The sequence below is a fragment of the Flavobacterium ovatum genome, assembly GCF_040703125.1.
Taxonomy (GTDB): domain Bacteria; phylum Bacteroidota; class Bacteroidia; order Flavobacteriales; family Flavobacteriaceae; genus Flavobacterium; species Flavobacterium ovatum.
Window position 1 is genome coordinate 295,235 of record NZ_CP160035.1, and the last position, 24,361, is coordinate 319,595.

The 24,361-nt window shown below is 34.9% G+C and carries 21 protein-coding genes, 1 tRNA gene and 1 pseudogene; 10 read left to right on the forward strand and 13 right to left on the reverse strand.

Going from position 1 to position 24,361, the window contains the following annotated elements:
- Window positions 1-23: 23 nt before the first annotated feature.
- From ABZP37_RS01330 to ABZP37_RS01380, 11 genes and pseudogenes are all read right to left on the reverse strand, one after another.
- Entirely contained in the window at window positions 24-626 is a 603-nt protein-coding gene (locus ABZP37_RS01330; RefSeq protein WP_366184975.1) for a SprT-like domain-containing protein, read from the reverse strand.
- 45 nt (window positions 627-671) lie between these two features.
- On the reverse strand, window positions 672-1,031 hold the full coding sequence (locus tag ABZP37_RS01335; protein WP_366184976.1) for a four helix bundle protein: 360 nt from the start codon (window positions 1,029-1,031) through the stop codon (window positions 672-674).
- Window positions 1,032-1,105: 74 nt separating this feature from the next.
- A complete protein-coding gene (locus tag ABZP37_RS01340; RefSeq protein WP_366184977.1) occupies window positions 1,106-1,783 on the reverse strand; it encodes an SDR family oxidoreductase in 678 nt (225 codons plus the stop codon).
- 458 nt (window positions 1,784-2,241) lie between these two features.
- Window positions 2,242-3,261 (reverse strand): annotated as a pseudogene (locus ABZP37_RS01345) (transposase); the annotation flags it as partial.
- Window positions 3,262-3,285: 24 nt separating this feature from the next.
- Window positions 3,286-3,546 carry a transposase gene (locus ABZP37_RS01350; RefSeq protein WP_366184979.1) on the reverse strand — a complete coding sequence of 87 codons (261 nt, stop codon included), beginning with the start codon at window positions 3,544-3,546 and terminating at the stop codon, window positions 3,286-3,288.
- A 431-nt stretch (window positions 3,547-3,977) separates the two neighbouring features.
- Window positions 3,978-4,637 carry a hypothetical protein gene (locus ABZP37_RS01355; protein ID WP_366184981.1) on the reverse strand — a complete coding sequence of 220 codons (660 nt, stop codon included), beginning with the start codon at window positions 4,635-4,637 and terminating at the stop codon, window positions 3,978-3,980.
- 3 nt (window positions 4,638-4,640) lie between these two features.
- The gene (locus tag ABZP37_RS01360; protein WP_366184982.1) at window positions 4,641-5,693 is read right to left on the reverse strand and encodes a D-alanine--D-alanine ligase; all 1,053 of its coding nucleotides are present in this window, start codon (window positions 5,691-5,693) and stop codon (window positions 4,641-4,643) included.
- A complete protein-coding gene (locus tag ABZP37_RS01365; RefSeq protein ID WP_366184984.1) occupies window positions 5,690-6,415 on the reverse strand; it encodes an NRDE family protein in 726 nt (241 codons plus the stop codon). Before ABZP37_RS01365 ends, ABZP37_RS01360 begins: the two co-directional genes overlap by 4 nt.
- The gene (locus tag ABZP37_RS01370) at window positions 6,403-6,891 is read right to left on the reverse strand and encodes a DinB family protein (RefSeq protein WP_366184986.1); all 489 of its coding nucleotides are present in this window, start codon (window positions 6,889-6,891) and stop codon (window positions 6,403-6,405) included. The genes ABZP37_RS01365 and ABZP37_RS01370 overlap by 13 nt, the downstream gene beginning before the upstream one ends.
- Before the next feature lie 121 nt (window positions 6,892-7,012).
- Window positions 7,013-7,474 (reverse strand): YHS domain-containing (seleno)protein, encoded by a 462-nt coding sequence (locus ABZP37_RS01375; RefSeq protein WP_366184988.1) that lies wholly within the window; start codon window positions 7,472-7,474, stop codon window positions 7,013-7,015.
- 203 nt (window positions 7,475-7,677) lie between these two features.
- Window positions 7,678-8,817, reverse strand: a complete 1,140-nt coding sequence (locus ABZP37_RS01380) for an acyl-CoA dehydrogenase family protein (RefSeq protein WP_366184990.1) — start codon at window positions 8,815-8,817, stop codon at window positions 7,678-7,680.
- A gap of 151 nt (window positions 8,818-8,968) precedes the next feature.
- Between ABZP37_RS01380 and ABZP37_RS01385 the strand changes: the two genes are divergently transcribed.
- The 6 genes from ABZP37_RS01385 (at window position 8,969) to ABZP37_RS01410 (ending at window position 14,263) form a co-directional block, all read left to right on the forward strand.
- Window positions 8,969-10,039: an anhydro-N-acetylmuramic acid kinase gene (locus ABZP37_RS01385; protein WP_366184992.1), complete on the forward strand. Its 1,071-nt coding sequence runs from the start codon at window positions 8,969-8,971 to the stop codon at window positions 10,037-10,039.
- A 148-nt stretch (window positions 10,040-10,187) separates the two neighbouring features.
- The gene (locus tag ABZP37_RS01390; RefSeq protein ID WP_366184994.1) at window positions 10,188-10,892 is read left to right on the forward strand and encodes a MotA/TolQ/ExbB proton channel family protein; all 705 of its coding nucleotides are present in this window, start codon (window positions 10,188-10,190) and stop codon (window positions 10,890-10,892) included.
- 2 nt (window positions 10,893-10,894) lie between these two features.
- Window positions 10,895-11,287, forward strand: a complete 393-nt coding sequence (locus tag ABZP37_RS01395; RefSeq protein ID WP_366184996.1) for a biopolymer transporter ExbD — start codon at window positions 10,895-10,897, stop codon at window positions 11,285-11,287.
- A 35-nt stretch (window positions 11,288-11,322) separates the two neighbouring features.
- Window positions 11,323-12,120: a TonB family protein gene (locus tag ABZP37_RS01400; RefSeq protein ID WP_366184998.1), complete on the forward strand. Its 798-nt coding sequence runs from the start codon at window positions 11,323-11,325 to the stop codon at window positions 12,118-12,120.
- A 748-nt stretch (window positions 12,121-12,868) separates the two neighbouring features.
- Window positions 12,869-14,101, forward strand: a complete 1,233-nt coding sequence (locus tag ABZP37_RS01405; protein ID WP_366185000.1) for a folylpolyglutamate synthase/dihydrofolate synthase family protein — start codon at window positions 12,869-12,871, stop codon at window positions 14,099-14,101.
- A gap of 87 nt (window positions 14,102-14,188) precedes the next feature.
- Window positions 14,189-14,263, forward strand: a tRNA-Val gene (locus ABZP37_RS01410).
- A gap of 106 nt (window positions 14,264-14,369) precedes the next feature.
- Here ABZP37_RS01410 and murF read toward each other — a convergent pair.
- Together murF and gldJ are read right to left on the reverse strand one after the other, a co-directional pair.
- Window positions 14,370-15,653, reverse strand: coding sequence for a UDP-N-acetylmuramoyl-tripeptide--D-alanyl-D-alanine ligase (gene murF, locus ABZP37_RS01415; protein WP_366185002.1), 1,284 nt, complete (start codon window positions 15,651-15,653; stop codon window positions 14,370-14,372).
- A gap of 66 nt (window positions 15,654-15,719) precedes the next feature.
- Entirely contained in the window at window positions 15,720-17,387 is a 1,668-nt protein-coding gene (gldJ, locus tag ABZP37_RS01420) for a gliding motility lipoprotein GldJ (protein ID WP_366185003.1), read from the reverse strand.
- 211 nt (window positions 17,388-17,598) lie between these two features.
- Here gldJ and porU point away from each other — a divergent pair, with 211 nt between their 5' ends.
- From porU to pdhA, 4 genes are all read left to right on the forward strand, one after another.
- Window positions 17,599-21,441 carry a type IX secretion system sortase PorU gene (porU, locus tag ABZP37_RS01425; protein WP_366185005.1) on the forward strand — a complete coding sequence of 1,281 codons (3,843 nt, stop codon included), beginning with the start codon at window positions 17,599-17,601 and terminating at the stop codon, window positions 21,439-21,441.
- Window positions 21,442-21,480: 39 nt separating this feature from the next.
- Window positions 21,481-22,656 carry a type IX secretion system outer membrane channel protein PorV gene (gene porV / locus ABZP37_RS01430; RefSeq protein ID WP_366185007.1) on the forward strand — a complete coding sequence of 392 codons (1,176 nt, stop codon included), beginning with the start codon at window positions 21,481-21,483 and terminating at the stop codon, window positions 22,654-22,656.
- Window positions 22,657-22,732: 76 nt separating this feature from the next.
- Entirely contained in the window at window positions 22,733-23,215 is a 483-nt protein-coding gene (cdd, locus tag ABZP37_RS01435) for a cytidine deaminase (protein ID WP_366185009.1), read from the forward strand.
- 143 nt (window positions 23,216-23,358) lie between these two features.
- Window positions 23,359-24,357 carry a pyruvate dehydrogenase (acetyl-transferring) E1 component subunit alpha gene (gene pdhA / locus ABZP37_RS01440; RefSeq protein WP_366185011.1) on the forward strand — a complete coding sequence of 333 codons (999 nt, stop codon included), beginning with the start codon at window positions 23,359-23,361 and terminating at the stop codon, window positions 24,355-24,357.
- Window positions 24,358-24,361: the final 4 nt, after the last annotated feature.

The window sequence follows — 24,361 nt, forward strand, 5'->3', positions numbered from 1 at the left end:
AGCCTAAACTTTCGCTCCAAATTTTAAACCTGAATAATTTCTACCTCGGCATTGGGGTTGAATAAATAGGTTTTGCCAGAACTAATTTCGATGCACTCGAAGCGTTTGGTGCGAACGGCCATTTTCTTAAAAACTTTTCCGTTTTTGATTCGGAATACGGTGCCGTAGGGGATTTCGAAAACATAATTTTTGTCGTCACTTTGCTGGTCAAATTGTTTGAGTGCCAAAGACAAGGTGGTGTCGGTGTCGCTGCTGGCGGAAGGATTTCTGAAATGCCTCGCCAAAAGTGGCAACAATTGGTTGGGGAAAATTTCGGGACGAATGTACGGCACCATCAACTGCTGAAAGGTGTGTTTCCACTCGTTTCCGTGGGGTTTGATGTTGCGACCGTATTTTTCGAAAGCTACTAGATGCGCAATTTCGTGAATAAGGGTAATCAAAAAACGGTACTTATTCAAACTGCCGTTGACGGTGATTTCGTGTTTTCCGTTTAAGGCTTTGCGGTAATCACCATGTCGAGTCGATCGCTCGTTAACGATTTTTAGATGCACGCCATGTGTCACAATCAACTCAAAAGCGGGTACGACGGCGAAATCTGGAATGTATTTGGTTAAGGTTCCTTGCAAATTAGTTATGAGTTATGAGTTGCTGGTGCGTATAAGTTGTTGTCTTTATTTTTCGAGGTTTTTCTTGGTGGTTATGATGATACTTCTAATTATTTTAAGCACTTCATGACTTTGATTATGAATTTTTTGAAATTCTTCGTGAGAGATATAATCTGTTGCTTGTAGTAGTTCTAGCCAATACATAGTTTCATCACACTCTTTTTGAGCGATAGCTAATTTATGTATAAAATCAGGTTTTCTTTGTGCATTTACAGCTTCACGAACATTTGCACCCACAGAGGTTATGGAACGTAAAAACTGCTTGCTCATGATATATTCTTTCTTTTCATTCACAATATGTTTATAGAAAAAAACGCCACTCACTGCCAAATCAAAACTCTTGGTTTTAACGATGCTATCACTCATAATTTATTACTAATAATTAATTAACTCTTATTTTTAACGATGCTGTCACTCATAACTAATAATTCATAACTAATTTAAGGGTTCGATGATGTAACTTGTATCACTCTTCCATTAAAATATTTGTTTCCTGTAAGGGTAAAATCATAGATGTAATTGGCCATTTCTTCGGCAGAAACTGGTGCTTGATAACCCGGAAAAGCTTCTTGAAGCATTTCGGTTTGAACAGCTCCTAAAGCTAATACATTGAATGCAATTCCTTGCTCTTTATATTCTTCGGCCAATAGTTCTGAAAGGGTAATTACCGCACCTTTACTAGAGCTATAAGCTGCTAATCCTGGGAATTTTAGACTCCCTTGGATTCCGCCCATCGAACTAATCGTAACAACATGGCTTCCTTTTTGGAGGAACGGCAAGCATATTCGGGTCAAGTTAGCTACTGCAAAAACGTTGACTTTATATACGTTTTCAAAATCAGTTTGCGTTAAGTCTGCAAATGGTTTATTGACCAAACTTCCTGCGTTGTGAATAACGGCATCTACATTTTTCCAGCTAGTCGCTATGAAATTGGTGATTTTATCTAAATCATTTTCTGTCGACAAATCAACCGATAGACAAGTGATGTTTTTGTGTTCTATTAAGATACGAGGTGTTTTTCTCGAAAGTGCCAAAACTTGATGCCCTGCATTGGCAAATTGCAATGCCAATTCATAACCAATTCCACGACTGGTTCCGGTGATAATAATGTTCTTCATAAAACAAAAATACATAAATTCGATTAATACCAAACGAAATTAAGAACAAGTACTAGCTGTTCGCTTTCAATTATCCACAAAAAAATAAAAGTTGACACGAATTTCACAAATTGCCACTAATTTCAACAGGGAGAAAAGACTAATTCCACGAATTTTGCTCGAGCTGATAGTGTATTCGATTGACTATGAAAATTAGAATCATCAAACACATTTGAAAAACATATAATAGTCAACTGTTTTTTTGTCACATAGAGGAGTAATTTTTATTCTAAAAAATGCAATATAAAATGACGTTATATGAATGTTTGTACTTCTAATTCCCCTCTTGAGAGGGGCTAGGGGTGTGTTTTTTTAAGTATTCGTAATTCAGGTATTTAAAGCAAAACGTCATAGGTAGCGAAGTCGAGATGCTGTTGTGGTTCTCGACTTCGCTACCATTGACGTTTTTATGTATGTCGCTAAATATCAATTAGTTGCAAATTTAATTCTTTAGTTTTTTTTGTTAGAAATCTAATTTGTTGATCTTTTTGATGTTGTAAATATATTTCTACTCCTTTTTCGACATATTGCATTCCATTATCAAATGTTTTATAATAGAGTTCTGCTATTTTTCTTGCACTTGCCTTGATTGCTATTGCTGCTCCTCTTCTTGCTTTAAGTTTTCTTGCAAAAGCTCCTAAACCTGGTTGCTTGCTAACTAATAAGCTTTGAGCTGCTTGTTTGAATATTTGACCTGATCTTGTCATCGCTTTTTTTTTGCTTCTTTTGTTCATTTTCCCTGATTGATGCTTTCCAGGAGCTAATCCCAACCAGGATACAAATGCTTTAACATTTGGCCACTGCTTTATGTTATTACCTAGTTCTGCTGTTAATCGCATTAGACTATAATCAGTAAGTCCTGGCAAGACAGTAGGGTTTGCACCATGAATTCCCATTAACAAATTATGTAAGTTTTCTATATCAGGCTTGTTATGTCTAATCGGTTTTATTTTATTATCGTCTTGATAATCATTATTCGTTTTGTCCTTAAATTGTATAAGTATTTTTTCAATTTCCTTATCACAATGTTGCACTTGGTTTAAATAAAGCAGGTATCCATCATGTGCCTGTTGCAGTTCAAAAATATATTCCTCTTTGTAATTACCTTCCAAAGCCAATAAAATATCTGCTGCTTTTCTTTTGCGTAAATCTTTAGTGCAATAACTTAATAAAACTTGCGGATCTCTTTCTCCTTCTAAAATAGCTTCTATCATTTTCATTCCACTTGCACCATGGGTTTGGGATAAAACATCTTTAAGACGAATATTCATTTGTACTAATGCTTTATGCATATGAAGTATATGTGAAGATCCCATTTGTAATTTATCTTCACGCATACGAGTATAAACTCTCAACTTTCGAACAATATCATCAGGAACAAAACTTTTCCTTAGTAAACCGTAACTAAATAACTGTTGTATCCATTGGCAATCTTGTACATCAGTTTTTCTACCAGGTAAATTTTAACTATCTGCTGGATTAACTAAAGTAACATCAAATTCCATTGCTTCTAAAATATCATAAAGAGTAATCCAGTATACACCTGTTGCCTCCATTGCTACATGAGTTATAGAGTGTTCCCGCAAATAAATACCCAACTCTCTATAAGATCTTGTAAAAGTTCGAAAACTTCTTACTTCTTCTGATTCAATGGCAACAAAAACTTTTTCACTACCAATATCGATACCAGCACAATTTTTAATAATTTTCTCTAAACTACTCATCGCTCTCGAATTAATGAAATAGAAATAGGCTCAAAGTATACTATGTGAAAGATATTACTACCATGGGGGAAATTCATCTTAAGCGAACTCACCAATATTGCATACTATAATACTTTGAAACAAAACTCGAACTCAGGTAATTAACACTAATTTGATTTACTGTTACACTGCCTAATTCTAAATCAGGTTATTAGCAAAGGTAACATCATTTTATATTGTATTTTTTGAAAAAAATTATACCTCGAACTGACAATAGGACTTATTTCTCATCATTCTTGACATTATAATCAAAATGAGATAAATTTAAGGCTAAAATAATACGCTATTAAGAGATTAACTTAATGGTTACCAATTTCTATTTACACTTACTAGCTTAAAATTATTTATTGTTTTGTAATTCACCTCTCCTACAACAAAACAAAACCTATTTTCTATGGTTCCAAATGGATTTTATTTGAAAAGTACTTTTGAAACACTTTATAGGATTGAATTATAGCCATTACAACAAAAAACACTGGAAAAATAACAGGAATTAAGTAATCGGTCAAAAAGGCAATTTGCTTGGATATTTTGTCTAGAAAATAAATAATGAACAACATTCCGATAAATACGCCTACCATCGTGCCTCCAACATAATACAACTTTAATCGTTTATGAATACTAATGTATTTGCCGTTGATGAAATAGAGATTCCACACTAGCCAAAACGGAACTTGTAAAAAATTGAGACAGTTCAAGAAAACACCCAACCAAAACATATTCCAACCTTGATAATTTTGCAAAAAACCACTGCTATGACCTGTTTCGGTTGATTGATTATAAAAAACAAAGGCGATGATTAGAAAAAAAAAGATTCCGAAAACATCAATCCACTTCATAAGTTTTTTATTTCTAACCAACTCATTGGCAAAAATCAAAGTGTAATAACAAACAACGGCTTCGATAGCTATAATTCCGAGAATAAAGAGCGACACTGCTTTTAAGCCTAAAGTTCCATAAACTTCAAGCCCAACAATATTAAGAAAACCCAAAGGCAAAGAGCCCAAAAAGCTAACTATAAAACCTACCGCTATATTTTTAACTACTTGCATGGATTAAAAATTAACTATTTTGGCGGATTGTTCAAAATGCAATCGCATTTCTTGCATGCCTACTTTGTGAGGTAAAAACGGAATTCCGTTTTTATTATTCAGCATACTTATTTGGTACATATATTTAAGATGTCGCGCCAATTCTTTCCATGCAAAAAATAACGAATGCTTTGGGTCATAGATGTGTGTAGGCTCACTAGCTGCTCCGTTTAGCTCTACAATAGAAAAGTTTTTTCCTTGTTTAAAATCTTCTAAACTATCATACATAACATCCAATCGTCCAAAGTAAAATCCTGGAATTTGAACACAAACATCATTGATTACAGTTTCTAATTCTGGCGTAATCCAATCACTTCCATCTACAAACTTGGCGCCTCGAGCATGATTACCATAGGGAACTAGGTTTCGTTTTTCGCCTAGAGGCAAAATTGTGCCTAGTTCATTTCCGTATTCCTTTTTTAAAACTTCATATTGTAAAGCATAACGCGGATTTTGGCTAATCAATATTGCAATCGTAGCTTTTCCATCTCCGGTCACGACCAAAAATTCTTTGGAAACGATTCCTGTAATTTTGCCTTTCGCTTCATTTGGAAACCGCACATAAAAAATCCCAACTTCATTTTCAAACGGAATCAAATCTTGGATTAAGTAGTCAAAATCAGCTTTTTGACTGTAATTGAATAAGTCATTAAGCGAATTGATTTTTTTTACTGCAGAACCTCTTAGACCTATATCGGGTTTAGCAATGAAGGGAAACTGAATTCCTGACTTCATTCGAGCTTCATCTAGTTTTGGCCACGTAGTTCTTTCCTTTATCAATTCCGTTTTAGGGTAATATTGTTGCGGAATTAAATCATAAATTTCTTTTTTGGACTCCATAATAAACCCACCATTTTTTATCGAAGGATTGGAGGCGCTAAAAAAGAAGAAAGACTTTGCTTTGATGATATAAAAAACCAACAAAAACCAAATTGGAATATAGACCAATTGATATGGCCAATATTCCCAATGGGTAATTTTATGAAAAAAAAGTGGAATGCGATTGTAGATTGTCAATGGGCTAACTTTTTAATAATTGCAATTGAGGTATTGTATTCTTGGTTGTGTATCAAATCATAATGTTTCATTTCCAATGTATTGTGTTCCAAAACAGATTGTGTGATACTCAACGTCTTTAGTTCATTGTTGCGATTGATTATCAAACCATTTTCGGGATTATCAGCATCTGTATAGCGATGAAACTGATACAATTCTTCCTCGGACACCTGTTCTTTTTTATCCAGAAATTCATGAAATAATTCAGCTCTTTTTGCTCGAATTGCCGCAGGATACAAAGTAGACGATGCCCAAATGTGTTTTTTATCGGTATCCAAAGACAATGTTTCTTTCTGTTTTCCATCCCAACGCAATTGATACAAATTTTCTTCTTGGTACAAAACCAAAGTAAACGGTTCGATGTTGTCTAAATCAATCCCTTTCCAAAAATCGACTGCAGATTGACTACCTATTATATCCAAAACAATCAATCCCCTACTCATTCGATAAGGAGGAGCCATTTGATGTTTCTCCTGAGCGCCATTAAGTAAAACTAAAATCGTTCCACATTGGTCCGCAACATACCAAGTCCCTCCAGCTTTGGGGTCTTTGGGATAGATAACAATTTTATCTTTTATAGTATATTTTTTTGGATGAATCGCATTCAATCTTACAACACTTTCGTCACGATTGGAGGTAACAATTACTTTATTCCCAGATTTTACAAAACTTACTGTGCACATTGTTGCCTGTATTCAATTGTAGAGGGAGCGACTCCAAAGTTTTCATTCAAAACAATTTTGCAATTCTGAAGTACGCCTACTTTGATTAAGGCTTGATGATGAATACAATGTTCTAGGTTGTACAACAATTCCCGATAATAATTAGTTTCGATACTTAGTTCATCACCATCAATAATCTGTTGTAACTGCATTTTTTTATCGCCTTTGTCTACCGCTTTTTGAATATTTTCAATTTGTAGAATTGCAAACTGTGTATCGGTTTGGATTTGATGATTGCGTTCTCGTTTATCATAATTCACAACACCCAAATCATAATTATTTTGCAAACATTGAAACATTTCTATAATATGCCTTGTGTGTTCGCCAATACTAGAATTACTCAAGGTAGCGCATGACTTTGAATACTCTTCATTGGACAATTCATCCAACAAATGAACTAATTCATTCAAACTATTATTTACAGACTGTTTAAGCATATTGGGGTAAATTTTCTAAGTGATTTCTCTATTCTTGTTATATAGACTTTCAAAAGCCCAAAAACTGACAACTTTCAGAATAAAAATAAACAAAACGATTATTTTATAAATTTAAGCTTTTTTATTGAGTAATTTTCTTCCAATTAGAATTGGCTTTTGTTTTTAAATTTGCTTCGTCTTTATTCCAATCTTTCAAAGTGTTATTGAAAAAAGCATTGTAGAACAAATATAACTTTCCGTCAACAATTTTAAACGTTTTAGGGTCTATCGAAACTTTCTCACCAGAAAGTCCCATGGCATAAGCACACCAACCACCATATTCTGGTTCGTATTTGTTTGGAGTTTTTAAAAACAACTCCTTGTTCTCTGAAGAGGAAAAAAGATACCGCACTCCTTCATTATTGGTCGAATATTCTTTTTTGCCTTTCATCGCTTTTGATTGAGTAAAATAAGCAACAGGGTCATAGCCTTGAATGGCTGCCTTTTTTTCTAAGTTAAATTCCGCTATTCGTTTTTTTCCTTTTTGAGCGAAAGAAAAAACAGTAAACAAACTCAGTACCAAAATGAAGATGACTTTTTTCATAACTCCTTAATTTAATAACTCGATGAAGGTTTTATTATGGTGAAATTACTTTACACTTTCCCTTATCTACTTTCATATACGAGAATATTCAAACCATAGTTTTTATAAATTGTAAAAAAAATAGAATTGAACATTTAACAAACCAAAAAATCCCCCTTTACGGCTGCAAAGATGGATTTTTCTATAAATTTAAGCATTCTATCCTAAGAAATCAATGTTCTCGAAATCACAATTTTTTGAATCTCCGAGGTCCCTTCGTAAATCTGAGTGATTTTGGCATCACGCATCATACGTTCCACATGATACTCGGACACATAACCGTTTCCTCCGTGTACTTGAACAGCCTCAATGGTCACATCCATCGCTGTTTGAGAAGCATATAATTTGGCCATTGCACCCGATTGTGTAATGTCTTGCCCTGCATCTTTTTCGGTTGCTGCTTTGTAGCACAACATTTTGGCAGCCATAATTTGAGTCGCCATATCAGTCAATTTGAAAGCTATGGCTTGGTGTTTAAAAATCTCTTTACCAAAAGCTTTTCGCTCTTGCGAATATTTCAATGCTAATTCATAAGCGCCAGTTGCGATTCCAAGAGCTTGTGCCGAAATTCCGATTCGTCCTCCGTTCAACACTTCCATAGCAAATTGAAATCCGAAACCATCGGCTCCAATTCTATTTTCTTTGGGCACTTTTACATCATTGAATAGTAATGAATGCGTATCAGACCCTCTAATTCCCATTTTTTTTTCTTTGGGACCAATATCAAAACCAGCCCAACCTTTTTCGACAATAAAAGCATTGATTCCTTTATGTCCTTTTTCAACATCTGTTTGCGCCATTACTATATAGGTAGAAGCCGTTGAACCATTTGTTATCCAGTTTTTGGTTCCGTTCAATAAATAATAATCACCTTTATCAATAGCAGTTGTTTTTTGCGAAGTCGCATCCGATCCCGCTTCGGGTTCTGACAAGCAGAAGGCACCTAATACTTCTCCTTTAGCCAGTGGCACCAAATATTTTTGTTTTTGTTCCTCATTACAGTATTTCTCCATTCCGGCACAAACCAAAGAATTATTCACTGACATAATCACAGCCGCAGAAGCATCTACTTTTGCCAATTCGACCAAAGCCAAAACATAAGATAGATTATCCAAACCCGCGCCGCCGTATTCTGGAGAAACGACCATTCCCAAAAATCCCAGTTCTGCCAATTTCTTGACTTGCTCGGTGGGGAATATAGAAAATTCGTCCCTTTCGATTACTCCGGGCAACAATTCGGTTTGTGCAAAATCCCTAGCAGCTTGCTGAATCATTAACTGCTCTTCTGATAAATTAAAATCCATGTATTCTATTGGTTTTTCGATTAAATAGTACTTTAAAATAAAATTAAAGTATCTGATTTAGAATTCTTAATTTTACCTTTCAGAAAATTAGCGTATTTATTTGACTAAAACAACTATGCGTGCATAATAATTTTTTTCGAAAACAAATCTTATGACAAACAACGACACTTATCATGTATTAGGTATCATGTCTGGAACTTCACTTGACGGAGTTGACTTAGCCGAAATACAGTTTACCATCAAAAATAATCAGTGGCATTTTGAGATTTTGAATAGCGAAACCATTAGCTATAATGGTTCCTGGCTTTCGATGCTAAAAAACGCGGTCACTTTTTCACACGACCAATTGCAGGAACTCAATAAAGACTATACTTTATTATTGTCTTCCATAATCAATGATTTCATCAAGAAACATACGATTGAAAATCTAGATGCCGTTTGTTCTCACGGACATACTATTTTGCACCAACCACAAGATGGTTTTACTTTGCAAATTGGAAATTTACCCGAAATTGCCAAACTTTTAAACCAAACCGTTGTCTGCGATTTCAGAGTACAAGATGTAGAGTTAGGCGGACAAGGCGCCCCTTTAGTTCCTATTGGAGACGGAATTCTATTTGCGAGTTATGACTACTGCATGAATTTAGGTGGTTTTTCGAATGTCTCCTTCGCCGAAAATGGCAAGCGAATTGCGTTTGACATTTCGCCTGTCAATACTATTTTGAATTTTTATGCAAACAAACTAGGATTAGATTATGACGACAAAGGAGCAATTGCAAGAACGGGAGAAGTAAATTCAGATCTTTTAGAAGAACTTAATGCCCTTGGTTTTTACAAACTAAAACATCCTAAATCATTAGGTTTCGAATTTGTCAAAGAAATCGTTTTACCGATTATGGAAACTTATGACATCTCCATAAAAAACAAATTAGCTACATTTATTGAACATGTCGCTATCCAAACTTCTTTGGCATTGCCAACAAAAAAAGGAACGCTATTCGTAACTGGAGGCGGCGCTTACAATGCTTTTTTAGTCGAAAGAATTCAAAATCACTTACCCAAAATGCAAATCATTATTCCAGAAAGTGAAATATTGGAATACAAAGAAGCTTTGATTTTTGCATTATTGGGCGTTTTAAAACTACGTAATGAAGTCAATGTTTTGAGTAGTGTTACGGGGGCATCAAAAGACCATAGTTCTGGCATAGTTTATGTAAAGTAAAAACAGATTTTAAAAATTAATCCCTTTAATAAATAAGAAATTCGAATAGCAAATTATAAAAATCCATGAGGTATTTGTTTTGGTATTTTAACCTATAACTTACAATTTTTATAATATCTTAGCGTTTCAATAAAAAAGAAAAAAGTATATGAGTTTATTGTTACAAGCAGACACTTTATCTGTTGCAAATGAAAATTTAGCCGATGCGGTTCCAGTTGAAAAAACCTTATCTATAATTGAGTTGTTAACTAGCGGCGGATTGGCTGGTCAAATCATTATGACTGCCCTTTTTCTAATGTTATTTGTAGCCCTTTATCTTTATTTCGAAAGATTGATGGCTATAGGCGAAGCATCCAAAATGGACAGTAGTTTTATGAGTCAAATTAGAGACAATATCCGTAACGGACGTATCGACAACGCAAAAATGACTTGCGCTCACTCAAAATCCCCGGTGGCTCGATTAATCGAAAAAGGAATTTCAAGAATCGGAAAACCTCTTGACGACATCAATACAGCAATCGAAAACGCTGGTAAACTAGAAATTTACAAACTAGAAAAAAACATAAGCATCCTAGCCACTATATCTGGAGCAGGTCCTATGACAGGTTTCTTAGGAACAGTTGTCGGAATGATTCAGGCGTTTCACAAAATGGCTTCTGCTGGAGGACAAATCGAAGTTGGCGCCCTTTCAGAAGGAATTTATACCGCTATGACAACGACCGTAGTTGGACTTGTTGTTGGACTTATCGCTTATATTGGTTACAACCACTTAGTTGTCAAAACCGATAAAATTGTACACCAAATGGAAGCCAATGCAGTAGATTTCTTAGACTTATTAAATGACCCCGCTTAATTATGAATATTAGAGGAAGAAATAAAGTAAGTGCCGAATTCAACATGTCATCCATGACCGACATTGTGTTCTTGTTGTTGATATTCTTCATGCTTACATCGACCATGGTTACGACTAATGCTTTGGATTTAGTTTTACCAAAAGCCAAAGGAAAAACCGATAGCAACAAAAATATCTCTGTAAGTATCAACAAAAAATTAGAATTTTTTATTGACAAAGAGGCTGTACCAGAGGCTGAATTAGAAACAAGGCTCCTTGGACTTTTTACAGCTGATAAAGAAAAAGCTATTATACTAAGAGCTGAAGAAGGTGTACCAATCGAAAAAGCGGTCAACGTTTTGGACATTGCCAATCGAAATCAAATTAAAGTTGTTTTAGCGGTGAGACCAAAATAAAGGCAGCCGTTTTTCCAAAACAAGATTCACAATAAATGAAATATTTAGAAACAGACGAAGAGAAAAAATCATTTGGTATCACAACTGTTATTTTTGCGATACTACTTATTTTGTTCTTTTATTTAGGTTTAAAGTCACTTGACCCGCCACCCGAAAACGGAATTGCCATCAATTTTGGTACCACCGAATTTGGAAACGGAAAAATTCAACCTACAGAAGCGATTCAGTCGGCTCCAAAGCCTACAGCTGCACAACCTGCTGCATCCAAGGTTGAAGACGTACTTTCGCAAGAGGTCGAAGATGCTCCTGTGATGAAAACCGCCAAGAAAGTACAACCTACAAAACAAGTTACTGAAGCCGAGCAAAAACCAAAACCGAAAGAAAGTCCGAAACCTTCCAAAAGTACAACTGATGCTTTATCTAGTCTTATCAATGGACCAAAATCGGACGGTAAGGCCAAAGGAGGCGAAGGAAACGACAGCCAAGCGGGCGACAAAGGAAGCATCAATGGCGACCCTTATGCCAATTCGTATTACGGTTCAGGTACTGGCGCTGGCGGCGGAAGCGGCTGGGGACTTAACGGTAGAAACATAAGCTCTAGAGGATCAGTGGTTCAAAAGTGTAATGAATCAGGAACTGTTGTAGTGCAAATCACTGTAAACAGAAACGGAAATGTTATCGCTGCCAAATACACCAAAGGAACCACCAACACCAACCCGTGTTTGGTAGAACCTGCCTTGGAAACTGCCCGAAAATATAGATGGCAACCCGACAGCAATGCTCCCGAAACCCAAATTGGGTTCATCACCGTCAATTTCAAATTAGGACAATAACCTATTTCAATAATTAGGGCGTGCCAGCAATACAAAAGGCCAATCTAGCAACCGCTTAGCTTTTGTATTGCTGTCGAGCTATCCATTACTCTCCTCAACAAGTTCCGCTATCGCTGCACTTGTCTGCGGGCTTTTCTCCCGACGCTTCGGGACTATCTCTCACGCAAACTCTGCACGTGATACGATTTCTTTCTTCATGCTATTTTACCTTTGAATTTACCTATGTATAAACATTTTTCTATAACCATTTAGAGATTAAGAACCAATAAGCCTAAATTTCCTTAATTCCTTAATGGTAAAAAGTAATTATTTCAAAACGGTAAATTTAAAAGCAAACAAGTAGTACGCAACAATTGGTCACGCTGAACGCGTCTCAGCAAAGTTGCTCAGCAAACAGGAAACGCCTTCAGCTTCACAAACTAGACAGATTAGATTGTCAAAAACCAGAACCAAAAAACTCTTGGACAAAATTATATTCACGATTAGTATTACAATCTGAATCGTCATGCTAGTTTGCGTGAAGGATTACTTCACTTTACATTTATTTTTCATAGGAGTTCAGTGAACTTCGTTTGCAGTGGAGCTCTTTTTTTATTTGGTTTTTCTCCAAATAAAAAAAAGCGGGAACGAAAAGCCTGACCCGCAGTTTTTACGAAGGGGCACGCCCAAAATATTCACATCAGTTTCCTAAAATTCGATTTGAGCACCACCAAAAGAAATTGTACTTTTGGATTCAAAATCACAATCAATGAATTACCAAGAAACCACCGAATGGATGTTCAACCAGTTGCCCATGTACCAAACACAAGGCGCAACAGCCTATAAGGAAGATTTGAAAAACACTTTGGAACTCATTGCGCATTTGGGAAATCCACACCAAAAACTGAAATGCATACACGTTGCAGGTACCAACGGCAAAGGCTCGACATCGCACATGTTGGCATCTATTTTGCAAGAAGCAGGATATAAAGTGGGACTTTATACTTCACCACACCTGAAAGACTATAGAGAACGCATCAAAATCATTGCCCCCGACGCTTCGGGGGAAATAAGCGAAGATTTTGTTTGCGAATTCATCGCCAAAAACAAACCTTTTTTTGAGAGCCATGACATCAGCTTTTTCGAAATGAGCGTTGGACTTGCCTTTGAATATTTTGCCACAGAAAAAGTTGATTTCGCCATAATAGAAGTCGGCATGGGCGGACGATTGGACGCTACAAACATCATTACTCCGTTGGTTTCAGTAATAACAAACATAGGTTTGGATCACACGCAATTTTTGGGCAACACGCTAGAACTAGTTGCTGCCGAAAAAGCAGGGATTATCAAGTCTAATATTCCCGTGATCATTGGAGAATACACTGTAGAAACAAAACCAGTCTTCGTTAAAAAAGCAGCAGATTGCAATGCACCAATCTATTTTGCATCGGAAACCATTTTAGAAACCTATCCTTCCGATTTGTTAGGAGACTATCAAATACACAATAAGAAAACAGCTCTACAAACTATTGCCGTTTTGAACGATTTAGGAGGATTAACTGCTAATAAGGAGAATTGTATCGCTGGATTGTCGAAGGTCGTTCAAAACACAGGTTTATTAGGCAGATGGCAACAAATAGGCAGCAATCCAAAAACGATTTGCGACACCGCACATAATAAAGAAGGACTTTCGATAGTTTTCAACCAAATTCAGAAAGAGAATTTTAACAGCCTTCACATTGTTTTTGGAGTAGTTAACGACAAAAACCTAGAGGCAATACTTCCATTGCTTCCAAAAAACGCAAAATATTATTTTTCGAAACCCAATAATCTACGAGGCTTAGCAGTTGAAACCCTACATCAAAAAGCAACCGAAACAGGATTAAACGGACACTCATATAACTCAATTACAGAAGCTTACCAAGCCGCCAAAACAGCTGCAAAGCCTGATGATTTCATCTATATTGGCGGTAGTACTTTTGTGGTTGCAGAAATAATTTAAATATTTTTTCATTTTATAGTTGCACATTCAAAAAAGAGTCTTATATTTGCACTCGCAATCACAAAACGATAGCAACCTAGTAAAATAGGGCGATTAGCTCAGCTGGTTCAGAGCACCTCGTTTACACCGAGGGGGTCGGGGGTTCGAACCCCTCATCGCCCACAAAACTTCAACAGAAATGTTGGAGTTTTTTTTTGGACTAAATTGTACAAAAAAAAGCCATCTCAAATAAATGAAATGGCAAATTGTTATTACTACATAAAGAAATCTACAAAAGTTCCAGCGTTCGCTCCAAAGCCATACCCCTAGACCCTTTAATTAGCATCATACTATTTTGAAATTTTAAAATTTTAAATGATTCTGCAAAACTTTCAAAGTTTTGATAGAACTCAAAATTAGACTTCACAATCTTATTTTTAAAGAAAGCTTCACCAACAAAAAAACATCTCACATCGTCAGTAATAACAGTTGACTCAACAATAGCTTTATGCTCTTCTAAACTTTCGTCACCAAGCTCAAACATATCACCCAACACCATTACTTTATTTACATTTTCGAGTTGAACAAAGTTAACAATCGCAACCGCCATACTACTTGGATTCGCATTGTAAGCATCCAAAATGATTTGATTATTACCTTTGGTAAGCATTTGAGAACGATTATTCTCAGACACATAACCCTCTAAAGCTTCTTTTATAGCCAAATCGTCAACTTTAAAATACTTTCCTATTGTAAGCGCTGCGTTTATATTATTAGCATTATACAACCCAATCATGTGCGATTTGATTTCCACAGCATTAAAAGCTACTTCAACAAAAGGATTAGCTTTGACAGAAGATATATTAACATCAGCGCTGGTTTTTTGAATACTAAAAGAAAAAGATTTCAAATCCTTACTTTTCTCTACTTGAATAGAATCTTCTAGGTTTACAAAAGCAAGCCCATCAGCTTTATTAAGATATTGATACATTTCGCTTTTCCCTTTTATCACTCCTTCAACACCTCCAAAGCCTTCTAGATGTGCTTTTCCAAAATTGGTAATATAGCCATAATTAGGAGTTGCTAACTCACAAAGAAATTCAATTTCTTTTTGATGATTAGCACCCATTTCTACTATCCCTATTTCTGTATCTTTAGTAAAAGACAACAAAGTCAAAGGAACCCCAATATGATTATTCAAATTCCCTATCGTTGCTTTTGTATTAAACTTTTGCGCTAGTACTACTTGAATTAATTCTTTGGTGGTTGTTTTACCATTACTCCCTGTAAGAGCAACAATAGGTAGATTAAGGTATTCACGATGAAACTGAGCTAGTTTTTGCAAAGCCACTAAACTATCTTCAACCAAAATAGTTCTATTATCAATAAAACAAGAATTATCATCAATAATCACATAAGAAGCACCTTTCTTCAAAGCTTCTTTGGCAAAAGTATTAGCATCAAATCGCTCTCCCTTAATCGCCACGAACATAGAACCTTCTTCTATTTTACGCGTATCAATTGAAACCGATTTACATTTTAAAAACAAACTGTGAATAGCACTAATATTCATTTCAAATGGATTTTAAAAAATAAAAGCCCTAATCAAAGGGCTTTTATTTTAATATATTACTTTAAACTAATTTCTTGGCGACTTTCTTTTTTCAGACTTAGGCCCTACTTTAGACATTGCACATCTAAAACCAATGTAATCTGTAGCCATATCTTGTGGAAAATATCTTCTTTGAGCTGGATCCAACCAATACGCTCTATCTCTCCAAGATCCACCTTTATAAACTCTTACTTCATCATTTATAAGTGTGGTTCTTTTACTTGACTTATCATATCTTCTTACCATACTTCCTAAACTGTCAGTGGTAACATTATGTCTTGGTGAATTATACATACTTCTATCATCCTTACCTTTTACAGTATTGGATTCTGACGAGCCAAAATTATAATATATAGAAGATTGCTTGTCTCCATCTCTATAATTGATATTATTACTTTTGTCAAAGTTCTGTCTCAAATAAGTTTCTTGTTCATCAACAGGAACCTGAACAATTTGACCTGGGAAATTTCTCGAAATAATCTTACCGTTACTTAGCGTATCGTATTTGATGTTTTCTTTAGTAACGATATCAACTTTACCATCTTTCCCTATTTTATTCTTGGTATACATGTTACCCCTGAAATAATTAAAGTCATTGGCCTCATTATCTACTATAGGTCTATAAACATCTGCAACCCACTCAGCAACATTTCCAGCCATGTCATACAATCCAAAATCGTTTGCTGGGTATTTTTTTACTTCATTAGTAATATCAGCTCCATCATCTGACCAACCTGCTATACCACCATAATCACCGTTACCTTGCTTAAAGTTAGCCAGCTGATCTCCTTTAGACTGTCTCTTTCCTGAACGAGTATAACTTCCAGACCAAGGATACTTCTTTTGACCCTTATAAATATTATATTCTCTTTGCCCAACATCTGCGGCTGCTGCATACTCCCATTCTGCCTCGGTTGGCAAACGATATTCAGGCAACACAATACCCGAACTACGCTGAGCATAAACATTTTTTTGCTCCGCACCTTTTGCTTGTCTCCCTTGAGGTCTTTTAAGAACTACATCATCGTTTTTACCTCCGTAAGCTGAAGTTGGAGAATTTATATAAGTTTCCGTATCAAATATACTCTCAGCATCAACTTCGTCAGTTTTAGCATTCTTCTTTAAAAAACCATTTTTCTCTAAGATAGCCTCATTTACGCGGTTAGTTCTCCATTTACTAAATTCAACAGCTTGAATCCAATTCACTCCTACAACTGGATAACCAGCATAAGCAGGGTGTCTTAAATAGTTGTTAGTCATTGTTTCATTATAACCCAATCGATTTCTCCAAACTAAAGTATCAGGAGACGCTCCTGTATAAATATGTTTGTAATTTTCTTCTGTGGGAGGGAACACATTTTTCATCCAATCTAAATATTCTAGATACATAAAATTAGTCACCTCTGTTTCGTCCATATAAAACGACTGAACATGCTGTTGAGTAGGAGTATTATTCCAATCATGCATTACGTCATCCTGAACTTTACCCATTGTAAAAGTTCCTCCTTCCACAAATACCAAACCTGGCCCTGCAATTTGAGCTTTTTTACTCGCTACTCTTTTCCCGCTTACATCCCATCCAGTTGCTCTTGAAGAACTACTAGAACTAGATTTTTTACTACAACTAGAAAAACTTACAACAATAATTGCCATTGACAAAATAAATTGTAAGATTATATTTTTGTTTACTTTCATACTCTTTTAAAGGTAATAATTTAAAGTGATGCAATATAATAATTAACGATTAACCTACAACACCATTACAAAAAAATTATTCTGAAAACATTATCAACAATGATTCACGCTTTTCAAACGCAAAAATATACTATTTATTATTTATTTTCATATTAAATGATTTATTTTTACCCATTATTATTACTTAAATTCAATCTCAATTTAATAAAAAATGAGAAAAATACTTTTTTTATTTACAGTTTTTATCACTTTTTTGTCAACGGCACAAACTAAAGGGGACGTAACCATTAACTGGCTTGATAAAACTGAAATGAATTACGGTCAATCCAAAATTAATATTCCTCAATTTTCCGGAAATATTTTTCAATATGATAATTCTAAGAAAATGATCCTCCTGACGGTAAAACTACCCGAAAACACTGCATTTGATGAAAATAATTTCACAATAACGAATATTGTTTACGAAAATATTAGCCTAAGCCAGTTAGGAGATATCCTACTCAAGAACATCCCGAACAACCCATCCTCATCATTAACAACAACATTATCTAGAGATATTCCTCAGTCCTTTTTATCCATATCACCAATAATCAAAGATGAATTTGGTTTCAAAAAAATCATCTCATTCACCTATCTCATTAATCCAAAAAATATTTTTTCAACAGAAAAAAATCTTACTAATAAAAGCTCAAACACCAAGTCGATTACAAATTCTGTACTGGCAACTGGAGATTGGTACCGATTTTATATTGAAAAATCAGGGGTATATAAGATACCCAAAAGTTTCCTAGAACAACTTGGCATCAACCTAAATAATGTTAATCCTAAAAAAATTAAACTTTACGGAAATGGCGGAAAAATGCTACCCTTGGCTAACTCTACACTTTACCCTAATGATTTAACAGAAAATGCGATCCAAGTAATTGGTGAAAATGATGGGAAATTCGACAATGAAGATTATATCCTTTTTTATGGTGAAGGCACAGATACTTGGAACAATGAAAGTCAGACTTCAATAAATATTTATGACAAGAAGTCCTATTACTACATAAACATACAAGCTGAAGACGGCAAAAGAATTCCTGAAAAACTCCAACCTACAGGTAGTACCACGATGACTATAAATACTTTTGACTATACACAATTTCACGAACTTGACTTATACAATATTGCTAATCTAGGGCGACAATGGTTTGGCGAATCATTCGAAATAAAAAACATCCAAGATTTCAGCTTTAACATCCCTAACATTGACAACTCGACCGCTACGACTATTAAAGTTGTGGCCGCAGCAGCTGCATTCACACCTACATCATTCAAAATAACCGCAAATGACTCTAACATCGGAACACTTAATCTGTCCCAATTATATGTAAATAACGAAGACACTAAATACACTTATAGCACCTTCAACTCTACCTTTAACGGGTCCGAAATCATCAAAATCAAACTTACGTATAACAACAATGGAGTTGCTGGATCAAAAGGATATTTAGATTACATACAGCTAATTGGTAAAAGAAACCTGAAAGGTTACGGAAGTCAATTTCATTTTCAATTCAACGGATCAGCTTCTAACCTCGGAATTGCAACCTACAGTATCTCAAATGCAAAGTCAATCTCTGAAGTTTGGGACCTTACCGATATATACAATATAACTAAATATCAAAATACAAACCAAGAAACATTTTCTTTTAAAACGAACTTAGGCGAATTAAGAAAATACATAGCCGTTGATGTTGCCGATTTTTTGACACCTTTAAAAGACAACAACCCAAAGGTTGTCAATCAAAATATCAAAGGAACAATTTTCAAAAACAACCAGGGACAATTCCAAGATATTGATTATGTAATTATTACTCCAAACTTCTTAATAAACCAAGCTGAAAAACTAGCTAGCTTCCACCGTTCTTACTCTAATTTAAACACCAAGGTAATTACGTTAGAATCTATTTACCAAGAATTTTCATCCGGAAAACAAGATATCGCAGCTATTCGAAATTGCATTAAATATATCTATCAAAACAGCTCGTCGAATGACAAAAGAATAAAATACATTAACTTATTTGGTGATGCATCATTCGATTATAAAAACACAATACCCAACAACACTAATATTGTTCCTATTTACCACGCTTTAATAGGCAATACTATTGGCGAATCATCTTTTGCTTCTGACGACTTTTATGGATATATGGACAATGCTGAAGGTAACATTACTAATTCATTCGGAGGAATTGATATAGCCGTTGGTCGAATGGTTGTTTCTGATACTAAAAAAGCTGACGAAATGGTCAACAAAATTTTAGAATATCATGACGAAAAATCATACGGAAGCTGGAGAAATAATTATGCTTTAATAAGTGATGACTCTGACAAATCATCAGACGCAACCTTACAATTCAGACAAAACAAACTAGCAGATGAAATCTCTTTAAAAAAACCATTTATAAATATTGAAAAAATATTCTTAGATGCCTACACTCAAGAAACTTCAGCTGGAGGAAATAGATACCCCAAAGCAAGAACTGACATCTTTAATGCCTTCGAGAAAGGAGCTCTTATTTTTAATTACCTAGGACATGGTGGAGAAGACGGACTTTCAGGAGAAAGAATTTGGGAGAAATCAGATGGAGAAAATCTAAGCAATCAATATAGATATCCCTTATTCATAACGATCACTTGTGATTTTTCAAGATTTGACAACCCTTATAAGCAAACAGCAGGAGAGTTCACTTATTGGAACCCAAAAGGAGGAGCTATTTCAATGCTTACCACAATTCGTGCTATATCACAGACTTCGGCTGAAAATTTTAATGACACTATATCTAAATACCTTTTAGCGTATGATTCTAACGAATACACAAGTATTGCAGAAGCTTTAAGGCTAGCAAAAAACAGCAGTCCAAGTTCTTCCTCAAACGTTGTTTTCTATATCGGAGATCCCGCTTTAATGCTTGCAGTTCCAAAACCTAAAATCCGACTTACCAAAGTAAATGATGTTCCAATTACTCAAGCAATAGACAATCTAAAATCCTTGGCCAAAATAAAATTAACTGGAGAAATAACAGATGAAAATAATAATGCTATAACAAATTACAATGGTGAAGTTTTTACCAAAATATTTGACAAAACCATAATAAGAAAAACACTTAATAACGACGGTAATAGCCCTCCAATCAACTTCAACACCTTAGGTGAGACTATTTTTAGAGGTAATGCTTCTGTAATAAATGGACAATTTGAGTTTAGTTTTGTTGTACCTAGAGATATTAGAATTCCATTAGATAATGGTAAAATTAGTTTTTACGCAAAAAAAAGCCAAGCACTTGAGGATAAATCAGGCCTAGATACTAGTATCAAAATTGGAGGTGTAAATGAAAATGCTCCCGAAGACAATATTAATCCAATTGTTAAGTTATTTATGAATGACGAAACTTTTGTTTCAGGTGGCATAACAAATTCATCACCATTTATCCTAGCGCTTCTAGAAGATGAAAATGGAATAAATACGGCAAGTGGCATTGGACACGACATCACTGCTGTATTAGATGGAGACGTGAGTAATCCTTATATTTTAAATGATTATTATCAAACAAATTTAGATGATTACACTAAAGGAACAGTACGTTTTCCATTGCGAAATATCGCATCAGGATTACATACAATAACATTCAAAGCCTGGGACGTTTACAACAACCCTTCAACAATTGAAGTGCAATTTGTTGTTGTAGGGGACGAAACCATAACTCTGACCAATGTATTGAACTACCCAAATCCGTTTGTAAATTATACCGAATTTTGGTTTACACACAATAGACCATTTGAACCTTTAGATGTTCAAGTGCAAATATTCACCGTTACAGGAAAAGTAGTTTGGACTAAAAACCAAGTTATAACAACCAATGGCTTTTTATCAAAAGAAATCACATGGGACGGTAGGGATGATTTTGGGAATAAAATTGGAAAAGGTGTCTATGTTTATAAACTAACTGTTAAATCGAATTTAACTAATAAAAAAGCTGAAAAAATCGAAAAACTTGTTATCCTTTAATAAAATACTATATTTGTCAAATAAATTTTACACTAAAAAATGAAAAAAATAATTCTTGTTACCAGCTGTTTACTAGTATTTTCATTCGGAAAAGCTCAAGAAAATAGAGTAATCACTACTGGTGTACCTTTTTTATTAGTTTCGGCTGATGCAAGAGCGGCAGGTATGGCTGATATAGGAGTAGCTACATCAACAGATGCATTTTCACAACAATGGAATCCAGCTAAATATGCATTTGCAACAGACAAACAAGGAGTTTCACTTAGTTACACTCCTTATCTTACCGACCTTGCAAATGACATTGCCCTTGGACAACTAACGTATTACAACAAAATCAATGAGCGTTCTGCTTTTGCGACTAGCCTTCGTTATTTTAGTTTTGGTGAAATTGAATTACGCCAAACTGGAGAACCTAATGAAATTACAAATAAAGTTTCCCCAAACGAACTAGCAATAGACGGATCGTACTCATTAAAGTTAAGTGAAACATTCTCCATGGCAGTTGCTGGAAGATATATTCGGTCTTCACTCAAAGTAGCTGACAGTAATAATGATGCATCAGCTGCGAATTCATTTGCAATTGACGTTGCAGGTTTCTACGAATCTGAGGAAATAGCTTATACTGATTTCAATGGTAGATGGAGAGCTGGATTCAACATCCAAAATTTAGGACCAAAAATCAGTTATGACAATGATGACATAAGTTCTAATTTTCTACCCGCAAATCTAAAAGTAGGAACTGGTTTCGACTTTATATTTGATGACTATAATAAAATTGCTGTTAACGTAGAGTTCAACAAGCTATTAGTACCTACACCACAATTTGGGGTTGATTTAAATGGTGATAACATAGTTGATAGTGATGACACCACAATTGCTAAAAATGACTATCGCTCTATAGGTTGGACCTCTGGAATTTTCAAATCATTAGGAGATGCTCCAGACGGAATAAGTGAAGAATTAAAGGAAGTAACCTATGCTTTAGGTGCTGAATATTTATATCAAGATTCCTTCGCAATGCGTTTAGGCTACTTTAATGAAAGTGCTCTAAAAGGAGCAAGAAAATACTTCTCTCTTGGAGCAGGATTTAAATACACAACTGTAAAAATTGACGTATCTTACTTATTTTCAGCATCAAAAGTAAAAAACCCATTAGAAAACACCTTGCGTTTTTCACTTACACTTAACTTCGGTGACAAATACGAAAGATATTAAGGTTTAATACAATACTCTATATAAAATCCAAATTTCATCTCTTTGAAATTTGGATTTTTTTATAAAAATTAAAAAAATGAATAAAATAACGATTACTAGTCAATTTACAGTCTATAGTAATTCAAATGAATTATCAGAAGAAACTCAAAAACTATTAGAAAAAGCAATAGAAATAAGGAGAAAAGCATACGCACCTTATTCTAAATTTAAAGTTGGGGCTGCAGTATTATTAGACAATGGAGAAATTGTTGTAGGTTCCAACCAAGAAAATGCAGCATACCCTTCAGGTCTTTGTGCCGAAAGAGTCGCTATATTTCAAGCGGGATCAATATATCCAAGTGCAAAAATTAAATCTATCGTTATTTCTGCCGCATCTGAGCAAAACACTACAAAAACTCCCATCCCTCCTTGTGGAGCATGTAGACAATCGATCGCAGAGTACGAAATAAGACAAAATACAAATATTGAAATCTATTTTACTGGAGAAATGGGCGACATTTACAAATCAGACTCCTTAAAAAACTTACTCCCGTTATTATTTAACAAAAACATGTTGTAATAATACTAAAAATCAGCATTAAAATTTTAGTTCTTAATTGTAATGTTCTATTTTTGCAATTCGCAATTTTGTACCATCATACTATTTTGCGACAAGATTACAATTGACAATACAATAAAAACTTTAGCAAAAGAATAATCTAGATGAAAGAAGTTACAAAAGAGGTTTATTTGAAGTGGTACGAAGACATGCTACTTTGGAGAAAGTTTGAGGACAAACTTGCGGCATTATACATTCAACAGAAAGTTAGAGGTTTTCTACACTTGTATAATGGTCAAGAAGCAGTATTAGCAGGTGCATTACATGCTATGGATCTGACAAAAGACAAAATGATTACTGCTTATAGAAATCACGTACAGCCAATTGGAATGGGTGTTGATCCAAGAAGAGTAATGGCGGAACTTATGGGAAAAGTAACAGGTACTTCCAAAGGTATGGGAGGATCAATGCACATTTTCTCAAAAGAACACCGTTTTTATGGTGGACACGGAATTGTAGGTGGACAAATTCCTGTAGGAGCCGGACTGGCTTTTGGAGACAAATACAATAATACAGGAGGAGTAACCATGACCTATTTTGGAGATGGAGCTGCTCGTCAAGGATCTCTTCATGAATCTTTTAACATGGCTATGTTATGGAAACTACCAGTAGTTTTCATCGTTGAAAACAACGGATACGCTATGGGAACTTCAGTTGAAAGATCCGCAAATCATACTGACATCTGGAAATTAGGTTTAGGATACGAAATGCCTTGTGGACCAGTTGACGGAATGAATCCAGTAAAAGTTGCTGAAGCAATGACAGAAGCTATAGAAAGAGCACGTCGTGGTGATGGACCAACATTTTTAGAAATGAAAACGTACCGTTATAGAGGACACTCAATGTCTGATGCTCAGTTGTATCGTTCTAAAGAAGAAGTAGAAGAATACAAAAAAATAGATCCAATTACACAAATTTTAGACGTAATCAAGGAAAAAAAATACGCTACACCAGAAGATATCGCTGCAATTGAACAAAGAGTAAAAGTTAAAGTTCAAGAATGTGTTGACTTTGCAGAGAGTTCTCCTTACCCAGAGGTTCAGCAACTATACGATGTAGTGTACGCACAAGAAGATTATCCATTTTTACCTCATAAATTATAAAAAA